The 19,327-nt window shown below is 58.0% G+C and carries 22 protein-coding genes; 6 read left to right on the forward strand and 16 right to left on the reverse strand.

The features are described from left to right. Positions 1-3: 3 nt before the first annotated feature. The 6 genes from pheT to thrS form a co-directional block, all read right to left on the reverse strand. Positions 4-2,382 (reverse strand): phenylalanine--tRNA ligase subunit beta, encoded by a 2,379-nt coding sequence (gene pheT, locus V6F91_RS00135; protein WP_332761444.1) that lies wholly within the window; start codon positions 2,380-2,382, stop codon positions 4-6. Positions 2,383-2,408: 26 nt separating this feature from the next. Then, on the reverse strand, positions 2,409-3,425 hold the full coding sequence (pheS, locus tag V6F91_RS00140) for a phenylalanine--tRNA ligase subunit alpha (protein WP_332761445.1): 1,017 nt from the start codon (positions 3,423-3,425) through the stop codon (positions 2,409-2,411). A gap of 109 nt (positions 3,426-3,534) precedes the next feature. Then, positions 3,535-3,891 (reverse strand): 50S ribosomal protein L20, encoded by a 357-nt coding sequence (gene rplT / locus V6F91_RS00145; RefSeq protein ID WP_002553161.1) that lies wholly within the window; start codon positions 3,889-3,891, stop codon positions 3,535-3,537. Positions 3,892-3,918: 27 nt separating this feature from the next. Further along, the gene (rpmI, locus tag V6F91_RS00150; protein WP_002553160.1) at positions 3,919-4,113 is read right to left on the reverse strand and encodes a 50S ribosomal protein L35; all 195 of its coding nucleotides are present in this window, start codon (positions 4,111-4,113) and stop codon (positions 3,919-3,921) included. Positions 4,114-4,173: 60 nt separating this feature from the next. Next, positions 4,174-4,725 (reverse strand): translation initiation factor IF-3, encoded by a 552-nt coding sequence (gene infC, locus V6F91_RS00155; protein WP_169432615.1) that lies wholly within the window; start codon positions 4,723-4,725, stop codon positions 4,174-4,176. Next, positions 4,725-6,647 (reverse strand): threonine--tRNA ligase, encoded by a 1,923-nt coding sequence (gene thrS, locus V6F91_RS00160; RefSeq protein WP_332761447.1) that lies wholly within the window; start codon positions 6,645-6,647, stop codon positions 4,725-4,727. Before thrS ends, infC begins: the two co-directional genes overlap by 1 nt. 370 nt (positions 6,648-7,017) lie before the next feature. On the opposite strand from thrS, the gene V6F91_RS00165 reads away from it, so the two are divergent. Both V6F91_RS00165 and V6F91_RS00170 read left to right on the forward strand, forming a co-directional pair. Further along, the gene (locus V6F91_RS00165; RefSeq protein ID WP_090282680.1) at positions 7,018-7,320 is read left to right on the forward strand and encodes a hypothetical protein; all 303 of its coding nucleotides are present in this window, start codon (positions 7,018-7,020) and stop codon (positions 7,318-7,320) included. A gap of 290 nt (positions 7,321-7,610) precedes the next feature. Then, the gene (locus V6F91_RS00170; RefSeq protein WP_003179963.1) at positions 7,611-7,823 is read left to right on the forward strand and encodes a cold-shock protein; all 213 of its coding nucleotides are present in this window, start codon (positions 7,611-7,613) and stop codon (positions 7,821-7,823) included. A gap of 70 nt (positions 7,824-7,893) precedes the next feature. Here the strand turns inward: V6F91_RS00170 and V6F91_RS00175 are convergent, their stop codons facing one another. Then, positions 7,894-8,211: an I78 family peptidase inhibitor gene (locus tag V6F91_RS00175; RefSeq protein WP_332761449.1), complete on the reverse strand. Its 318-nt coding sequence runs from the start codon at positions 8,209-8,211 to the stop codon at positions 7,894-7,896. Between the two features lie 168 nt (positions 8,212-8,379). Beyond that, positions 8,380-8,682 carry a hypothetical protein gene (locus V6F91_RS00180; RefSeq protein WP_332761450.1) on the reverse strand — a complete coding sequence of 101 codons (303 nt, stop codon included), beginning with the start codon at positions 8,680-8,682 and terminating at the stop codon, positions 8,380-8,382. A 130-nt stretch (positions 8,683-8,812) separates the two neighbouring features. Here V6F91_RS00180 and V6F91_RS00185 point away from each other — a divergent pair, with 130 nt between their 5' ends. Next, complete coding sequence (locus V6F91_RS00185) at positions 8,813-9,025, forward strand: hypothetical protein (RefSeq protein WP_332761451.1); 213 nt, start codon at positions 8,813-8,815, stop codon at positions 9,023-9,025. Positions 9,026-9,060: 35 nt separating this feature from the next. Here the strand turns inward: V6F91_RS00185 and V6F91_RS00190 are convergent, their stop codons facing one another. From V6F91_RS00190 to V6F91_RS00225, 8 genes are all read right to left on the reverse strand, one after another. Continuing rightward, positions 9,061-10,089 (reverse strand): nucleoside hydrolase, encoded by a 1,029-nt coding sequence (locus V6F91_RS00190; RefSeq protein ID WP_332761452.1) that lies wholly within the window; start codon positions 10,087-10,089, stop codon positions 9,061-9,063. A 32-nt stretch (positions 10,090-10,121) separates the two neighbouring features. After that, the gene (rbsD, locus tag V6F91_RS00195) at positions 10,122-10,526 is read right to left on the reverse strand and encodes a D-ribose pyranase (RefSeq protein ID WP_332761453.1); all 405 of its coding nucleotides are present in this window, start codon (positions 10,524-10,526) and stop codon (positions 10,122-10,124) included. Continuing rightward, positions 10,523-11,440 (reverse strand): ribokinase, encoded by a 918-nt coding sequence (gene rbsK / locus V6F91_RS00200; RefSeq protein WP_332761455.1) that lies wholly within the window; start codon positions 11,438-11,440, stop codon positions 10,523-10,525. Before rbsK ends, rbsD begins: the two co-directional genes overlap by 4 nt. Positions 11,441-11,464: 24 nt before the next feature. Continuing rightward, on the reverse strand, positions 11,465-12,484 hold the full coding sequence (locus tag V6F91_RS00205; protein ID WP_332761456.1) for a LacI family DNA-binding transcriptional regulator: 1,020 nt from the start codon (positions 12,482-12,484) through the stop codon (positions 11,465-11,467). 3 nt (positions 12,485-12,487) lie between these two features. Then, on the reverse strand, positions 12,488-13,465 hold the full coding sequence (locus V6F91_RS00210) for an ABC transporter permease (RefSeq protein WP_123448673.1): 978 nt from the start codon (positions 13,463-13,465) through the stop codon (positions 12,488-12,490). Next, positions 13,462-15,015: a sugar ABC transporter ATP-binding protein gene (locus V6F91_RS00215; RefSeq protein ID WP_332761459.1), complete on the reverse strand. Its 1,554-nt coding sequence runs from the start codon at positions 15,013-15,015 to the stop codon at positions 13,462-13,464. The genes V6F91_RS00210 and V6F91_RS00215 overlap by 4 nt, the downstream gene beginning before the upstream one ends. Positions 15,016-15,071: 56 nt before the next feature. Further along, the gene (locus V6F91_RS00220) at positions 15,072-16,028 is read right to left on the reverse strand and encodes a sugar ABC transporter substrate-binding protein (protein WP_332761461.1); all 957 of its coding nucleotides are present in this window, start codon (positions 16,026-16,028) and stop codon (positions 15,072-15,074) included. Positions 16,029-16,229: 201 nt separating this feature from the next. After that, positions 16,230-16,676, reverse strand: a complete 447-nt coding sequence (locus V6F91_RS00225) for a hypothetical protein (protein ID WP_332761462.1) — start codon at positions 16,674-16,676, stop codon at positions 16,230-16,232. 348 nt (positions 16,677-17,024) lie between these two features. On the opposite strand from V6F91_RS00225, the gene V6F91_RS00230 reads away from it, so the two are divergent. From V6F91_RS00230 to V6F91_RS00240, 3 genes are all read left to right on the forward strand, one after another. Then, a complete protein-coding gene (locus tag V6F91_RS00230) occupies positions 17,025-18,113 on the forward strand; it encodes an asparaginase (RefSeq protein ID WP_093102799.1) in 1,089 nt (362 codons plus the stop codon). A gap of 199 nt (positions 18,114-18,312) precedes the next feature. Beyond that, complete coding sequence (locus tag V6F91_RS00235; protein ID WP_090282667.1) at positions 18,313-18,582, forward strand: DUF1654 domain-containing protein; 270 nt, start codon at positions 18,313-18,315, stop codon at positions 18,580-18,582. A 4-nt stretch (positions 18,583-18,586) separates the two neighbouring features. Further along, a complete protein-coding gene (locus V6F91_RS00240) occupies positions 18,587-19,276 on the forward strand; it encodes an endonuclease I family protein (protein ID WP_332761468.1) in 690 nt (229 codons plus the stop codon). The last annotated feature ends 51 nt before the right edge of the window (positions 19,277-19,327 follow it).

The raw sequence follows: 19,327 nt of genomic DNA on the forward strand, positions 1-19,327 counted from the left end.
ACGTCACTTCCTTAACGTGGCGTTCAACCTTTGTTCGAGCGAGGTGAGGATATTTTGCGTCGTCGAATTCACCTCATCGTCATTAAGAGTGCGCGATGGATGCTGCCAGGTCAAGCCAACGGCGAGGCTTTTTCTATCAGGATCAATGCCTTTACCCTGATACACGTCAAACAGCCTGAGATCTGTGAGCCATTCGCCTGCATTTGCACGGATTACGTCCAGTACAGCCGAGGCTGCGACGTCTTTGTGCGCGATCAGTGCAAGGTCACGACGCACTTCAGGAAAGCGCGACAACTCGTGGAATTTCGGCATTTTACCGAGTGCCACTTCAGCCAGAATCAGCTCGAAAACGAAGACCGGACGATCCAGGCCCAGCGCTTTCGACAATTCTGGGTGAATTGCACCGATGAAACCGACCTCACGGCCTTCGCGTTCGATGCGCGCGGTTTGGCCCGGGTGCAGCGCCGGGTGTTTGCCCGGTGCAAAGGTGAACGAATCCAGCGCACCGGCGAAGCCCAGCACCGCTTCCACGTCAGCCTTGACGTCGAAGAAGTCCACGGTATCGCGACCTTGCGCCCAGCCTTCCGGCAGGCGGCTGCCGCAAACCACGCCCGACAGCATCGGCTCTTGCTTCAGGCCGTCGAGCTGGCCGACGAAACGCAGACCGCTTTCGAACAGACGCACGCGATCCTGTTGACGATTGAGGTTGTGCTGCAGTGCCTTGACCAGACCCGGCCACAGCGACGAACGCATGGCAGCCATGTCATTGGAAATCGGATTGGCCAGCAACAGTGGCTCAACGCCCGGACTGAACAGTTCGAACTGACGCGGATCGATGAAGCTGTAAGTGATCGCTTCCTGGTAACCACGAGCGACCAGCAGACGACGCAGCTCCGGCAGATCGCTACGTGCTTCTGCCTTGGCTTGTGGCGCCAGACGCGCTTGCGGGTAACGAACCGGCAGACGGTTGTAACCGTAAAGACGTGCCAGTTCTTCGATCAGATCGACTTCCAGGCTGATGTCGAAGCGATGGCTTGGCACTTCAACGCGCCACTGCCCTGCCCCATCGGCGGTAATCTTCAGACCCAACCCGCTGAGCAGGCTTTCGACCTGAGCCGAATCCATTTCCATGCCCAGCATTTGCGTGATGCGCTGGGAACGCAGGGTGATCGGCGCGATCGACGGCAGGTGTTGCTCGCTGACGGTCTCGATGATCGGGCCGGCTTCGCCACCGGTGATGTCCAGCAGCAGGCCAGTGGCGCGCTCCATGGCTTCACGGGCCAGTTGCCAGTCAACGCCACGCTCGTAGCGGTGCGAGGCATCAGTGTGCAGGCCATACGAACGAGCTTTGCCCGCGACAGCGATCTGGTCGAAGAAAGCACTTTCCAGGAAAACGTCGCGCGTAGTCGAGGACACACCGCTGTGCTCACCGCCCATGACACCGGCAATAGCCAGCGCACGGCTATGGTCAGCGATCACCAGCGTATCGCTACGCAGGCTGACTTCCTGACCGTCGAGCAGCACGAGCTTCTCGCCTTCTTCCGCCATGCGCACGCGGATACCGCCATTGATTTCGGCGAGATCGAACGCGTGCAGCGGCTGCCCCAGCTCAAGCATCACGTAGTTGGTGATGTCGACGGCAGCGTCGATGCTGCGCACGTCGGCGCGACGCAGACGTTCAACCATCCACAGCGGCGTCGGTTTCGACAAATCAACGTTACGGATCACACGACCCAGATAACGCGGGCATGCGGCGGGCGCCAGTACTTCGACCGAGCGGACTTCGTCATGTGCGGCAGGCACGGCGGTCACCACCGGACGGGTTACCTGCGCGGTGTACAGCGCGCCGACTTCACGGGCCAGACCGGCCAGCGACAGGCAGTCGCCACGGTTCGGGGTCAGGTCGACCTCGATGCTCGCGTCTTCCAGATTCAGATAAACCCGAAAATCTTCGCCCACCGGCGCATCGGCCGGCAGCTCCATCAGACCGTCGTTGCCTTCGCCAATCTGCAGCTCGGCTTGCGAGCACAGCATGCCGTTGGACTCGACGCCGCGCAGCTTGGCTTTCTTGATCTTGAAATCACCCGGCAGCTCCGCGCCGATCATGGCGAACGGAATCTTCAGGCCCGGACGCACATTCGGTGCACCGCACACGACCTGGAAGGTTTCCGCGCCATTGCTGACCTGGCACACGCGTAATTTGTCGGCGTCAGGGTGCTGCTCGGTGCTCAGCACCTCACCCACCACCACACCGCTGAATACACCGGCGGCCGGGGTCACGCTGTCGACCTCCAGACCGGCCATCGACAGACGGGCAACCAGCTCGTCGCGATCTACCTGCGGGCTAACCCAGCCACGCAGCCATTGTTCACTGAATTTCATCCTGCTCTCCTAAAAATTCGTTACGACTAGCGAAATTGCGCGAGGAACCGCAAGTCGTTGTCGAAGAACAGACGCAAGTCGTTCACGCCGTAACGGAGCATGGCCAGACGTTCGACGCCCATGCCGAAAGCAAAGCCGGAGAACTCTTCCGGGTCGATGCCGGACATGCGCAGCACGTTCGGGTGAACCATGCCGCAGCCCATCACTTCCAGCCAGCCGGTCTGCTTGCAGACTCGGCAGCCTTTACCTCTGCACATCACGCATTCCATGTCGACTTCAGCGGATGGCTCGGTGAACGGGAAGTACGAAGGACGGAAACGTACGGCCAGCTCTTTCTCGAAGAACACCCGCAGGAATTCTTCGATGGTGCCTTTGAGATCGGCAAAATTGATGTCGCGATCGACCAGCAGGCCTTCGACCTGATGGAACATCGGCGAGTGGGTGATATCGGAGTCGCTGCGATACACACGGCCCGGACAGACGATGCGGATCGGCGGTTGCTTCGATTCCATGGTGCGGACCTGTACCGGCGAGGTATGGGTGCGCAACAACATGTTGGCATTGAAATAGAAGGTGTCATGCATCGACCGGGCCGGGTGGTGGCCTGGGATGTTGAGCGCTTCGAAGTTGTGATAATCGTCTTCAACCTCGGGGCCTTCGGCGATGCCGTAGCCAATGCGGGTGAAGAACTGCTCGACACGCTCCAGCGTGCGGGTCACCGGATGCAGACCACCGGAGGTCTGGCCACGGCCCGGCAATGTCACGTCGATGGATTCGGCGGACAGTTTGGCAGCCAGTTCGGCTTCTTCAAACAGAGCCATGCGCGCATTGAGAACGCCTGTGACACGCTCCTTGGCAACGTTGATCAGGGCGCCGACTTGCGGACGCTCTTCTGCCGGCAGATTGCCCAGGGTCTTCATCACCTGAGTCAATTCGCCCTTTTTGCCAAGGTATTGAACCCGGATTTGCTCCAGGGCATTGATATCTTCAGCGCTTTGCACAGCCTCTAGTGCTTGAGCGACCAGCGCATCCAGGTTTTCCATGTACAGACTCCAGATACAAAATAGGGGAAGAGCTTGAAGGCTCTTCCCCTATTTATGACGTTTAACACCTGACCCCACAAAGGTGAGGCCAGGTGACTGTCGGGGGTACTTAAGCCAAGGTGGCTTTAGCTTTCTCGACAATCGCAGCAAACGCCGCTTTTTCGTTCACTGCCAGATCAGCCAGAACCTTACGGTCGATCTCGATGGACGCTTTTTTCAGGCCAGCGATGAAACGGCTGTAGGACAGACCGTTAACACGAGCACCAGCGTTGATACGAGCGATCCACAGAGCGCGGAACTGACGTTTTTTCTGACGACGGTCACGGTAGGCGTACTGGCCTGCCTTGATTACCGCTTGCTTGGCAACACGGAATACGCGGGAGCGTGCGCCGTAGTAGCCTTTAGCAAGTTTCAGAATTTTTTTGTGACGCTTACGGGCAATGACGCCACGCTTTACACGAGCCATGAGTTACTTCCTCTATTCTTGACTAAATTAACGAAGGCGCAGCATGCGCTCGACTTTTGCCACGTCAGACGGATGCAGCAAGCTGCTACCGCGCAGTTGACGCTTACGCTTGGTCGACATTTTAGTCAGGATGTGGCTCTTGAAAGCGTGCTTGTGCTTGATGCCGTTAGCAGTTTTCAGAAACCGCTTGGCAGCACCACTTTTGGTTTTCATTTTTGGCATGTTCGGATACTCCGCATTCAGTTGATAAACATAATCAGAAGGCCTGCCGTGCCCTGTTGATTACTTCTTCTTTTTCGGGGCGATGACCATGATCAGCTGGCGTCCTTCCATCTTAGGATGCTGTTCGACCGAACCGTACTCGAGCAGGTCTTGTTCAACCCGCTTGAGGAGTTCCATCCCCAGCTCCTGGTGGGCCATCTCACGGCCGCGGAATCGCAAGGATACCTTGGCCCTGTCCCCGTCACTCAGGAAACGTACCAGGTTGCGCAGTTTTACCTGGTAATCCCCTTCCTCCGTCCCTGGACGAAACTTGATTTCTTTAACCTGAATCTGCTTCTGGTTCTTCTTCGCCGCGGCAATCTGCTTCTTCTTTTCGAAGATCGACTTGCCGTAGTCCATCACACGGCAAACCGGCGGGACTGCGTCTGCGGAGATTTCCACCAGATCAAGCTTTGCTTCTTCAGCGATACGAAGCGCTTCATCAATCGAGACGATGCCAATCTGCTCGCCATCAGCGCCAATTAACCGAACCTCGCGTGCCGAGATATTCTCGTTGATCGGGGCTTTCGGTGCAGCTCGTTTATCTTGTCTCATTTCACGCTTAATAATAATTACTCCGAATCTGGGCGACCACGCCGGGAAACCGCTTGCGCGAGAAACTCAGCGAACCGGGCGACGGGCATCGAGCCCAGGTCAGCACCTTCACGAGTACGCACAGCGACAGTCTGCATCTCGACTTCCTTATCTCCGATAACCAAAAGATAGGGAACCTTGAGCAAAGTATGCTCGCGGATTTTAAAGCCGATCTTTTCATTTCTCAAGTCGGACTTGGCACGAAATCCGCTTTCGTTGAGAGTTTTTTCAACCTCTGCAACAAAATCTGCCTGTTTATCAGTGATATTCATGATCACCGCCTGCGTTGGCGCCAGCCAGGCAGGGAACGCACCTTCGTAGTGCTCGATCAGAATCCCGACGAAACGCTCGAAGGAACCGAGGATCGCGCGGTGCAGCATCACCGGGTGTTTGCGGCTGTTGTCTTCGGAGACGTATTCAGCGCCCAAACGGACAGGCAGGTTAAAATCGAGCTGCAAGGTACCACATTGCCAGACGCGACCGAGGCAATCTTTTAGCGAGAATTCGATCTTCGGACCGTAGAACGCACCCTCGCCCGGCTGCAGGTCGTACGGCAGGCCCGCAGAATCAAGGGCTGCAGCCAGTGCGGCCTCAGCGCGATCCCACAGCTCGTCGGAACCGACGCGTTTTTCCGGACGAGTGGACAGCTTCATCTCGACATCGCTGAAGCCGAAGTCACGATAAACGTCCATGGTCAGCTTGATGAACGCGGCGGACTCGGCCTGCATCTGCTCTTCGGTGCAGAAAATGTGGGCGTCATCCTGAGTGAACGCACGCACACGCATGATGCCGTGCAGCGCGCCCGATGGCTCGTTGCGGTGGCAGGCACCGAACTCGGCCAGACGCATCGGCAGCTCGCGGTAGCTTTTCAGGCCCTGATTGAACACCTGCACGTGGCACGGGCAGTTCATCGGCTTGATCGCGTAGTCGCGGCTTTCCGACTCAGTGGTGAACATGTTGTCAGCGTAGTTGGCCCAATGCCCGGATTTCTCCCACAGGCTGCGGTCAACCACTTGCGGCGTTTTGATCTCGAGATAACCGTTGTCGCGCTGCACCTTGCGCATGTACTGCTCAAGCACCTGGTACAGAGTCCAGCCGTTCGGGTGCCAGAAGACCATGCCCGGCGCTTCTTCCTGGGTGTGGAACAGGCCCAGACGCTTGCCGATCTTGCGGTGATCGCGCTTTTCAGCTTCTTCGATGCGCTGAATGTAGGCCGCCAGTTGCTTCTTGTCGGCCCACGCAGTGCCGTAAACGCGCTGCAGCTGCTCGTTCTTGGCGTCGCCGCGCCAGTAGGCGCCGGACAGCTTGGTCAGCTTGAAGGATTTCAGAAAACGCGTGTTCGGCACGTGCGGACCGCGGCACATGTCGACGTATTCTTCGTGATAGTACAGGCCCATGGCCTGCTCGTTCGGCATGTCCTCGACCAGGCGCAGCTTGTAGTCTTCGCCGCGGGCCTTGAACACTTCGATCACTTCGGCGCGCGGAGTGACTTTCTTGATCACGTCGTAATCTTTCTCGATCAGCTGTTGCATGCGCTGTTCGATGGCGGCCATATCGTCCGGAGTAAAAGGACGCTCGAAGGCGATGTCGTAATAGAAGCCTTCGTCGATGACCGGCCCGATAACCATTTTGGCAGTCGGGTACAGCTGCTTGACCGCGTGGCCAACCAGGTGTGCGCAAGAGTGGCGAATGATCTCCAGCCCCTCTTCATCCTTTGGCGTGATGATTTGCAGGGTCGCGTCGCTGCTGATGATGTCGCTGGCGTCTACCAGTTGCCCATTGACCTTGCCGGCCAGGGTGGCTTTGGCCAGACCGGCACCAATCGATGCGGCGACCTCGGCTACGGAAACCGGGTGATCGAATGAACGTTGACTGCCGTCGGGAAGAGTAATAGTTGGCATGGCGCCTCCTCTCCTAGTGGTGACCCCTACCAAAGGTCACGTGGGTTGGGATGAGCCAGTACAAGATCCGGTCCAGGCCATTCAATGACGAACGCCTGCCTTACAGCGGCAGGAGCCTTGCGGCCAACCGGAAAACCGAACCAGAGTGACTGGGATTCAAATCAGAATATTCGTACGCTGACCGCGACCGGGACTGAAGGTCATCCGACACCTGAAAACGCATGAGAGCGGCATCCTAGCACAGATGAGCGGTCGCTTACGTGCTGATTTGGCAGAAGGCAAACCGTCCGTATTTATGCCAGAGTGCTGAACTAGATCGGCACTTCAGCCCTCAGATAACAAGACATTGACCCACAAGGAGCATCCTCGTATGCGTCTGAACACCTTATTCGCCGTCGTCGCCCCTCTTGCTCTATTGCTGCCGCTGAGCGCTCACGCCGACTGGCCGAAGGGCGAGCGTGAAAAATATATGGCGCAGTGCACCCAGGCGGCAACGCAGCAAATTGGCGCTGCCGCAGCCAAATCTCATTGCGCCTGCGGCGCCGATGCCATCAAGTCCTACCCTGCCAGCGACATTCAGGCATTGATGGACAACAAGGCGACCCCTGAACTGCAACAGAAAGCCCTCGGCCAGATCGCCAAATGCAAGGCAAATCCCCCAGCGAAAAAGTGAGAAAACCGGGCATTTTGATCGGCTAAAAGCTGGAAAAAAGTGCTGGAAATGAAGCTTTTCAGACGATTTATGCAGGTTTTACAGGTTTTTTTATCGTCTTTACGTTTCGCTGCAAGCCTTTCAAACCGGGGCTTTCAGCAGAAACAGGTGGTAAAGAAAACACGACTGATTGGCAAACAGCACGTCCGGGGGGCTCCCAAAGCGAACATTTCGACTATGATACCCGGGTGTGCCCAGTTGGCCTGAGCAGCACAGTACTACTGAAAATATATGTTTCTTGGAGATACACCATGTCTAATCGCCAAACCGGCACCGTTAAATGGTTCAACGATGAAAAAGGCTTCGGCTTCATCACTCCTCAAGGTGGCGGTGACGACCTGTTCGTACACTTCAAAGCTATCGAATCCGACGGTTTCAAAAGCCTGAAAGAAGGCCAGACCGTCTCTTTCGTGGCTGAGAAAGGCCAAAAGGGTATGCAAGCTGCACAAGTTCGCCCAGAGTAATTTCCCGGCGCACTAAAAAAACCCCGTCCATGTGACGGGGTTTTTTATGCCTGCAACAAAAGCGGTGCGATCAGCCGCAGTTGACGCGGGTGACCACCAGATTGTTGTCAGTGTTCAGATTCAGGCGATCGGAACGATATTCCAGGGTGATCATGTCGGTCGGTTTGAGGAATCGCGCATTTTGCGCACCGGCCTTGGCGCGCGCCTGTTCCAAGAGTTCCGGCGAAGCCTTCTTGCCGACGGTGAACTGCGCCGCCGATGCTTCACAGCGGCTGTGACCGGTCTCGGTCGCCACGCTTTCCTTTGCCGACTCGCTGGAGCTCGTGCTGCAACCGGCCAACAGCGCAGCGGCGATAAGTGCACCCAGTGTCGCGAACTTCAAAGGCATGAAGCCTCCTTGATTTCAAAATGGTTAAGCTGAGATCGTGCGACCGCCAATCAGGCGTTTGGTTTCACCAGCCAAGCCGTCACCCGGCCGCACAATCGGAAAAATGCCGAGTGTGCCTGAGCGCACCAACGTTCTCAGCCCGCAATCGTGACTGAGTATTAATGGCGCTCAGTAGACGTCGATGTAGTCGAAAGGCGGATTCGGCCAGTTGTCCTTGAGCGCGTTGTAGATCTGCATGACCCAGACCTCATCACTGGCCGCCACATTGCCCACATAACCCGACCCCTTCGCCCACGTTTCGAGGCGAAACAGCAGACCGTCGATATCCTGCCCACCCGTAACCGTCGACAAATAGGCGATGCCGCCCTTGGTCACACGTAGTTGCACGTGCACGTCATCACTGGCCGAGGCCAATAACTGGCGCACAGCTTCAAGGTTGAGGCCATCAGGTGTGTTCAAATCAATCTGCACAGCATGGTCCCTGGATCGCTGAAAAAGACCAAGTGTCGCATAGCGCCCCGCTCATGCCTAAGTCGCAGTGCCAAGCGCGCGACAAAATGGTTAACTCGACGTACAGACCTTCCCACTCTCCGAGCGCCCCATGAACACCATCAGCATCGACGCCGACATCAAAGCCAAATGGGCAGACGGACACAGTTCTTACAGCCCGGGCACCGCCGAGGAGCTTGCGTTGATTGGCATTGATCTGCTGGTCAAGGCTCTGGGCACCGAAGCGGCGCAGCAATTCATCAAGCAGGTTTTCGAGCGCTACCCGGTCGAGATAACGGCGCAGGAACTGACCGGGAAAGGATAAAAAAACCCGCAGGCTGGCACCTGCGGGCGGGTCGTTTATTTCAAGCGCTTGAGACGCTCGGTCAGCAAATCAAAGAACCCCTGGGCATCGCCATTCTCGACCCAGAATGCATTCTTTGGCGCCTTCAGGCCGTCGTACCAATCGACAATGGTCTGACCAAACGTCGGACCTTCACGACTGTCGACCACGACGTTGACCGCGCGACCAGTGAACAGCTCCGGTTTAAGCAGATACGCAACAACAGTGGCGTCATGCACCGGGCCACCCGAAATGCCGTAGTGCTCCATATCGCCTTTGATGTATTCATTGAGGATGTTGCCGACAATCTTGCTCGCATTGTTATTGAGCGCGGCAATCTGCTTCAGGCGGGCATCGCTGGTGAGGATCTTGTGCGTCACGTCCAGCGGCAGATAAGTCAGCTTCACCCCGCTTTTGAGCACCACTTCCGCCGCTTGCGGGTCGGCGAACAGGTTGAATTCGGCCACAGGCGTGATGTTGCCGCCATTGAAATGCGCGCCGCCCATGATTACCACTTCCTTGATGCCCTGAACAATCTCCGGCTCCTGGATCAACGCCAGCGCCAGGTTGGTCTGCGGTCCGAGCATGGCGATGGTGATGCTGTGCGGCTTGGCCTTTTTCAAGGTGTCGATCAGATAGTTGACCGCGCTGCCTTCAGCCAGACCCTTTTTCGGCTCGTGCACGGTGACACCTGACAGACCTTCCTTGCCATGGATGTTTTCGGCATAGATCGGCGTGCGCATCAGCGGCTTCGGCGCACCGGCGTACACCGGTACATCTTCGCGCCCAGCCCATTCGCGAGCCAGTCGGGCGTTACGCGAGGTTTTGTCCAGACGCACGTTGCCGGCCACGGTGGTCAGCGCGCGGATATTCAGCTCGTCCGGCGAGGCCAGTGCGAACAGCAAGGCAACCACGTCGTCAGCGCCGGGATCGGTGTCGATGATCAGGTCGATTTTCTCCGCCGCCTGGGCGCCGGTGGCAGTGATGACGGACAAAAGCAGAAGACTCCGGAGCAGTTGGTGCAGTTTCTGAGCATAGCGTTGCATGGCGCATTCCTTGTGCAGATGAAATCGAAAAATCAGAACGTAACTCCCGCGACCAGCACGATGTTGCAGTACGGCTGGCATTCGCCCGTACGAACAATCGCCCGCGCCTGTCGGCTGAGTACCTTGAATTGCTCGTGGCCGAGCAGATCGCGCCGGCCCAGAGCCCCCTCTTCGTTCAACGCTTCGAGCGCACTCAAGGCGCTCGGTTGTTTATCGAAGATTTCTTTGGCGATTGCATGGCTTTCCACCTGCATCTCGCTGAGCACCACGTTGAGCGTGCTGATGAAATCCGGCACGCCGTGAGTCAGCGCCAGGTCGATCAGCTCGACACCCGGCGGGACGGGCAAACCGGCGTCGCCAATCACTACCATGTCGCCATGGCCCAAAGACGCGATCAGTCGCGACAAGGCGACGTTGAGCAAAGGAGTTTTTTTCATGCGGGTTCAAAAGCCTGTACGTCGGAAATGGTGGGAATGGACGGCTGCGCACCCGCGCGGGTGACCGACAGCGCGGCGGCAATCTGCCCGTAGCGAATGGCTGAAGCTTCGGATTGCCCACTGGCCAGGGCCGCGGCGAAACCGCCGACAAACGTGTCCCCCGCCGCCGTGGTATCGACAGCCTGCACTTTCGGCGCGGGGAAATGCTCGAAGCTCTGGCCATTGGCAAACAGCGAACCGTGCGCCCCCAGGGTCACGATGACCTTGCCAGCACCCATGGCGATCAACCGAGTGGCCGCACTTTCTGCGGTCTGCAGCGAGTCCACCGGCATGCCGCTCAGTGCGGCCGCCTCGCTCTCGTTCGGAATCAGATAATCAATCGCCGCAAACCAGTCCGCCGGCAGCGGACGACTGGCTGGCGCTGGATTGAGAATGACGATCTTGCCGAGGGCCCGCGCACGCTTGAGCGCATGCCCCACCGTGGCGTCAGGAATTTCCAGCTGGCAGATGATCACGTCTGCCGCATGCAGTATCGCGTCAAACCGATCGATCACGGTTGGCGTCATTGCACCGTTGGCACCGGCGACGATGACAATGGCGTTCTGGCTGTTGTCATCCACCACAATCAGCGCCACCCCGCTGGAACCGTCAACGCTACTCACGGCCTGGCAGTCGATCTGCTCGGCCAGCAGCGCATCGCGCAACTGCACACCGTAATCGTCGTTGCCGACACAGCCGACCATCGCCACCTGCGCGCCGAGCCGTGCAGCAGCCACCGCCTGATTGGCACCCTTGCCACCGGACACCGTGGCAAACGAATGACCGATCAGGGTTTCACCGCCGACCGGCAGCCGAGGCGCGCGGGTCACCAGATCCATGTTCAGGCTGCCTATTACCACTACATTTGCGGGCATACATCATTACTCATCAATTCGGTTTCAGCGGTATTCGGTGAACACGCCGGACAGCGGTGCGGTGGATTCGCGCAAGACAATACTCGGGGTAACGATGCGTTGATCGGTGCCCAGATTCGGCGTGGCGATCCTGCGCAGCAGCACCTCGGCCGCCATTTCACCGAGCTGCAGGATCGATTGCCCCACCGTGGTCAACGCCGGGTACACGTAACGGCTCATCTGAATGTCGTCGAAGCCGATTACCGACAGCTCGCCAGGCACCCGCACGTTGCGTTCTGCTGCCGCGCGCAACACACCGATGCCGATCATGTCGTTACCGGCAAAAATCGCGCTCGGCGGATTGTTTTCCAGCAGCTTCGCCGCGGCGTTGTAACCGCCTGTACTGGTGAAGTCACTTTCCAGCATGCGCTCCTGCCGCACCGCGATACCCGCCTCTGCCAACGCGCGGCAATATCCGGCCTGACGCATCTGCGCAACACTGGTGCTCGCCGGGCCGCCGATGGTGGCGATGTCGCGATGCCCCAATTCCAGCAGATGACGGGTTGCGAGGTATGCGCCGTATTCATGATCGATACGCACCAGATCAGCGTCGACGCCCTCAAGCCCGCGATCGACGATGACCATGGGCGTTTTCACCCCGGCCAGCCCCTGCGCCAGGGCGCTGTCACCGCCGGCAGACGCGAAGATCAGACCGTCGATGCGTTTTTCCAGCAATACACGCAAATAGCTGCGCTGCTTGTCGGGATTGTCGTCGGAGTTGCAAAGGATCACGCAGTAGCCGTTACGCTCGCAGTAATCCTCAATTCCACGCGCCAGCTCGGCGAAGTACGGGTTGAGACTGTTCGGTACCAGCAGGCCAATGGTTGCCGTGGTCTTGGCTTTCAGCGAACGCGCCACCGCGCTCGGCACATAATCGAGGCTCTTGATCGCCGCCTCGACTTTCAAGCGCACTTCCTTGCTGACCGGCCGGGTGTTGTTCACCACATGCGACACGGTCGTGTAGGAAATGCCGGCCAGCGCTGCCACATCCTTGATCGTTGCCATGTCTTAGCCCCGCCGACTGGCGCGCTGACTGCGGTAGGTATCAAGCACCACCGCGATCACGATGACGGCGCCGGTGATGATGCGCTTGGTCGGCTCGGTCGCGCCGATCTGCGCGAGACCCGCCGCCAGTACCGAAATGATCAACACGCCGAAGAACGTACTGATTACCGAACCGCGGCCGCCCATCAGGCTGGTGCCGCCGATCACCACCGCGGCGATCACCTGCAGCTCCAGACCGGAGCCGGCATTCGGGTCAGCGGCTTCCAGACGGGAAATCTGAAACAGCGCCGCGATGCCGGCCAGCAGGCCCATCAGGCTGAATACCAGAATCTTGTAGGGCTTCGGATTGATCCCGGCGAGCCGTACCGCCTCTTCGTTGGTGCCGATGCCGATCAGGTAGCGACCGAATACGGTGCGCGTCAGCACGGCCTGCGCGATGAAAATCACCAGCAAGGCAATGATGAACGACGGCGAAATACCGAACGCGATCGGGTTCGACAGCCACGCAAACGAATCACCTATGTAGGCAGTGCGCGAGCCGGTCATCTGATACGCCAGACCACGAGCCATTTCCAGCACACCGAGCGACACGATAAAGGAAGGAATGCGCCAGGCCACCGTGATGGAACCGGTGACGGTGCCAGCGAGTGCCGCTACCGCCATGCCGAGCAACGCCGACGGCAACACACCCCAGCCCCAGCCCAGAATCGCCACGCTGACGGTCGAAGCCGCCAGTGCCAGCACCGAACCGACCGAGAGGTCGATGCCGCCGATGATCAATACGAACGTCATGCCGACCGCCAGCACCATCAGATCCGGGATCTGGTTGGCCAGCGTACTGAAGGTGTTATAGGACAGAAAGTGGCTGCTCAAGACCGAGAACAGCGCAATCATCGCCAGCAAGGCACCGGCCAGACCCAGATAGGTGCCCAGGCCATAGAAGTTGCCACTACGTTTGCCGGCAGGAGATGCAGTTTTCATGGGAGATCCCTAGGCGCCGCTTCATTGAGCAACGCATCACGTTTTTGGTAGCCGGCGAAAGCGGCGGCAAGCAAATCATCCTGGGTCCAGCTGTCGCGCTCGAACGTATCGATCAGACGCCCCGCCGACAACACGCCGATGCGGTCGCAGATCAGCATCAGTTCGCGCAGATCACTGGATACCACCACCAGCGCTTTGCCTTGGCGCGTCAGCTCGCCGAGCAAGGCATAAATGTCGAACTTGGCGCCGACGTCGATCCCACGGGTCGGCTCGTCGAACAGCAACACCGAACAATCACGCTCCAGCCAGCGGCCGATGACAACCTTTTGCTGATTGCCCCCGGATAATTCAGAAACCAGTTGCGTCGGGCTCGAGCTGCGGATGCGCATGGCGTCGATCTGACGCTGTGCGAGGGAAATTTCATCGCTATTGTTGACGAAACCGCCACTGGAGATTTCTGGCATGTTGCCCAGCGCGATATTGGCGCTGATCGACTGACTGAGCAGCAGACCCTCGCCTTTACGATCTTCGGTAATCAGCGCAATGCCATGCCGCACGGCATCGACCGGCGAGCGCACATTGACAGCCTTCGCTGGCGAGCCAAGGGCGATGGTGCCGCTGTCGGCCGCGTCCGCACCAAAGATCAGTCGCAGCAGTTCTGTACGCCCTGCCCCGATCAATCCGGAAATTCCGAAGATTTCCCCGGCACGCACTTCGAACGAAACATCGCGGACTTTGTCGGCGCGGGTAAGGCCTTTGATCGTCAGGGCAGGGGCGCCGATCTTGCGCGGGCCCATATCGATATGCTCGCCCAGTTCGCGACCAACCATCAGCGTGACCAGTTGCTCGCTGTTGTAATTGGCCATCGGTTCGACGCAAACCAGATTGCCGTCACGCAACACGGCAATGCGCTGCGCGACGCGGGCGAGTTCTTCGAGACGGTGGGAAATGTAGATGATCGAGACGCCGCGCGCCTGCAATCGGGTGATCTGCTCGAAGAGCATTTCGACTTCACGCGCCGTGAGCATCGCGGTCGGCTCGTCGAGAATCAGTACATGGCAATCGCCGATCAGGTTGCGGGCGATTTCGACCATTTGCTGATGGCCGATACCCAGCTCGCCGACCAAAGTGTCCGGATCAATCGCGTCGAGACCGACTTGCGCCATCGCCTCAATAGCGGCTTTGCGCAGTTGCTTGCGGCTGATCCAACCGCCATTGCTCGGCAAGTTGTCGAGAAACAGGTTTTCCGCCACCGACAGGGTCGGCAACAGATTGAGCTCTTGCATGACCATACGCACACCGAGGTCTTCGGCCTGGGTGCGACTGCCCGGGCGATAGTCCTTGCCGTGGAATTGCATCTGGCCGGTGGTCGGCGTAACGAGCCCGCCGATGATCTTCGACAGAGTGCTTTTGCCGGCGCCATTCTCACCGGTCAGCGCCAGCACTTCACCGCGCATCAGCGTCAGGTCGATGCCGGTCAGCACCGGTTGCGCATAGGTCTTACCGATACCGCTGACCGAGAGGACAGCGTTCGGGGCGGAAACTGACATAGAAAACTCTCCGTGCGCTCGTCCGGACGGACGAGCGCCATTGTGTCGCCAGAAGCTTACTGAGTGACGAGCTCGACCGGTGTTTCGATCACACCATTGGCACCGCTGTCGACTTTCTCGCCCTTGATGATCTTCAGCGCGGTCTCGATGCCGAACACCGCCTGTTTGGCGGCGAACTGGTCAGCCGTGGCCAGCACGCGACCGTCCTTGAGCATCGGCTTGATCGCATTGATGTTGTCGTAACCGACGACCTTCACCTGACCCGCCTTGCCGGCAGCACGGACGGCGGAAACGGCGCCGACTGCCATGCTGTCGTTGCCGGTCAGCAACGCTTTGACATCCGGGTATTCACTGAGAATCGAAGCGGCAACCTTGTTGCCCTTGTCGATTTCCCAATCACCGGATTGCAGGGAAACGATCTTGATCTGTGCAGCCTCCATCGCATCCTTGAAGCCAGCAGTACGTTGCTGGGCATTGGTGGTCGTGGACACACCTTCAATGATGCCGACTTCGTCACCGGCCTTGAGCTGCTTGGCCAGATACTCACCAACCAGTCGCGCACCTTTACGGTTGTCGGGTCCTACGAAAGGGACGCTGATGTTTTTGCTTTTGACGATTGCCGGATCAAGCTGATTGTCGATGTTGATCACGGTGATGCCCGCGTCGACGGCCTTCTTGATCACCGGCACCATGGCTTTGGAGTCCGAGGGTGCGATAACCAGTGCGTCGACTTTGGCGAGGATCATCTGCTCGACAATCTTTGTCTGGCCTGCGGTATCGGTCTCGTCCTTGATGCCGTTGGAGATCAGGTCGAAATCTGCGGAATGTTCTTTCTGGTAGGCCTTGGCGCCATCTTCCATGGTCAGGAAGAATTCGTTGGCCAGCGATTTCATGACCAGGGCGACTTTGGGTTTTGCAGCGGATTCGGCGAACGCCGAAGAGACAGGTAGCGCGGCGGCTGTGGCAGCCAGCATAGCGACAGCAAGAAGACGTCCAGCGAATGGCAGCTTCATGGGTTCACTCCGATCTTATGATTATTGTGAGCAACGCTTGCGCTGGCGTAAGCTACATCGCTTGCAAACGGGGCGACAGCACCGGAGGCAAGCGACGCAAACGTTTGCGTAGACCGAACTATGCGAATCCCGCCGACATTTGTCAACAATCAGAAATCGTCATTTGTTGTAGGGCGAATCTCCCGATGCGCCCCTTCTGCGTCAGACCGTGGTGTTCACCACATTGCCGCTGGTTGAACCCTTGGACATTTCCTTGACCAGTGCAGCAGCGACCTCCGTCATTGCGGCGCTGGTTTGCGCGATCTGCCCCTGAATCGACATGACCGCCTGCGACTTCGCCTCCGGCGTCGGGTAGCTTCTGGCTTGGGCGGCGGCCAACTGCTGTTGCTGCTCCTGAAGCTGCTTTTGCAATTCCTGCATGCGCTTGAGCAGCATTTTCACGGTGGTACTGAGGTTGCTGCTGCTCTCGGCTTTGCTTTCTTCTGGCGCAGCGCCGCCGGTCCTGACCTGATTGCTTTGGTCTTTTTCAACGCCCAGAGCTTCGGCAGAAGCGTCTTTACCCGCCTCGTTCAACGTGTTGATCGTTGCTGCGGTTTTCCCGCCGATGGTGACAGCACCCGGATTTGCAAAGCCGACCGTCAGTGACATGTGTATCCCCAGATTTCAGATTCCTTGAACACCCATCGGCCCTTGGCCGAATTTCTTTAGCAGAAAATCGAAAATCGACCAGCCGACGGGCTCGACAGCGGTCGTAGTCTTTTTCGGAGAGCCGAACACGAAAGCGCGCTTTGTTCGGGAAACCGGATAAACCCTTGCGTCCCACTTTTACTTACACCTGAAATCTTGATGTAAATCATCAGGTTAAGCATTTTGGCGGGGCACAGTACGGCTGGTACAGATCCTGCTCCCTTCATCGCACCCCGGGCATCCAGATCGGCTTGGGGCGCATCTAGATGAACCTGCATCAGCACCGTCTCACTACTAGAGAGAAAAATAATGAAATCTGCTTTCAACACTTTGGTTCCGGGCGCATTGGCTCTCCTGCTACTCCTGCCCACCGCCCTTCAGGCAAAAGAAGCCGAAACCCAGACCAAGCTCGCCAATGTCGTGGTACTCGCCACCGGCGGCACGATTGCTGGTGCCGGCGCCAGCGCCGCCAACAGCGCTACCTACCAGGCCGCAAAAGTCGGCGTCGAGCAACTGATTGCCGGCATTCCCGAACTGAGCAAGCTGGCCAACGTGCGTGGCGAACAAGTCATGCAGATCGCCTCGGAAAGCATCACCAACGAAAACCTGCTGCAACTGGGCCGCCGCGTCGCCGAACTGGCTGACAGCAAGGATGTCGACGGCATCGTCATCACCCACGGCACCGACACCCTGGAAGAAACCGCGTACTTCCTGAACCTGGTGGAAAAAACCGACAAGCCAATCATCGTGGTCGGATCGATGCGTCCGGGTACCGCCATGTCCGCTGACGGCATGCTCAACCTGTACAACGCCGTGGCCGTGGCCAGCAGCAAAGAGGCGCACGGCAAAGGCGTACTGGTGACCATGAACGATGAAATCCAGTCCGGTCGCGACGTCAGCAAAATGATCAATATCAAGACCGAGGCGTTCAAAAGTGCCTGGGGCCCGCTGGGCATGGTCGTTGAAGGCAAATCCTACTGGTTCCGCTTGCCGGCCAAGCGCCACACCATGGATTCGGAATTCGACATCAAGAACATCAAGAGCCTGCCTGACGTAGAAATCGCCTATTCCTACGGCAACGTCAGCGATACCGCCTACAAAGCGCTTGCCCAGTCCGGCGCCAAGGCGATCATCCACGCCGGCACCGGCAACGGCTCGGTGTCCTCCCGTGTCGTCCCGGCCCTGCAAGCGCTGCGCAAGGATGGTGTACAGATCATCCGCTCTTCCCATGTCAACGCTGGCGGCTTCGTTCTGCGCAACGCAGAGCAACCTGACGACAAGTACGACTGGGTCGTTGCACATGACCTGAACCCGCAGAAAGCCCGCATTCTGGCGATGGTCGCGCTGACCAAGACCAACGACAGCAAAGAACTGCAACGGATGTTCTGGGAATACTGATTGACCTTCGCCTGGTCCATCCCTGACCGGGCAATCTGCGCATCATCCGTGTACAAAAGCGGGTGATGCGCTGCTTACCGTCATCGCGCACTTTTCCTACAAAAAATTCGATTCCTCCCACACCAAAACCGGAAAACCACTGTCAGAGGATTTTCTTGAATTTTAAGCAGTTGCGAAAACGCTTACAGTTAAATACTGTATGCACGTACAGCTTAATAAGGATAACCTCGTGGCTACCTCCCCTGATGCTCCTGACGCTTACGAACGCATGGGTATGCGCGTTCAGAAAATCATCAATTCCCCCACCGCCCAAAAAGCCAAAGCCGCGCTGATCTTCCGTCTGCCAGACGAGCCGATGGATGACTGGGAGCGCCTGCTCGAGGAAATCGACGAGAACGACAATGTCACCCTCGCTTATCGCGACGACGGTGGCGTACAGATTTTTTGGGTTGTGCCGAAGGAAGATTGATTCAATGAGTGTCCGCTGTTTTGCGTTGCTGCTGTTGTTTGTCACCGTGGGTGCTCAGGCTGGGGCCCCCCGAACCTTTTCCGAAGCCAAGAAGGCGGCCTGGAAACTCTATGCCCCACAGTCCACCGAATTTTATTGTGGGTGCAAATACACCGGGAACCGGGTTGATCTGAAAGCCTGCGGCTACGTACCGCGCAAGAATGCCAAGCGTGCGTCGCGCATCGAGTGGGAACACATTGTTCCGGCCTGGCAAATCGGCCATCAGCGCCAATGCTGGCAGACCGGTGGACGCAAGAACTGCACACGCTACGACCCGGTCTATCAGAAAGCCGAGGCCGATCTGCACAACCTGGTGCCGAGCATTGGCGAGGTGAATGGCGACCGCAGCAACTTCAGCTTTGGCTGGCTGCCGGTGCAATCGGGCCAATATGGCTCGTGCCTGACCCAAGTCGACTTCAAGGCAAAGAAGGTCATGCCCCGCCCTTCCATCCGCGGCATGATTGCCCGGACGTACTTCTATATGAGCAAGCAATACGGCCTGCGCCTTTCTAAACAGGATCGAAAATTGTATGAGGCGTGGGACAAGACTTACCCGGTGCAGGACTGGGAGCTTCAGCGCAATCAGAGCGTGGCGTGTGTGATGGGACGCGGCAATGAGTTCGTCGGCCCGGTGAACATGAAAGCCTGCGGCTGAATCGGCAGCCACAAAAAAAGCCGCGTACGTGATGTTCGAGGCTTTTTTATT

The sequence above is a fragment of the Pseudomonas koreensis genome (assembly GCF_036668835.1).
Taxonomy (GTDB): domain Bacteria; phylum Pseudomonadota; class Gammaproteobacteria; order Pseudomonadales; family Pseudomonadaceae; genus Aquipseudomonas; species Aquipseudomonas koreensis_I.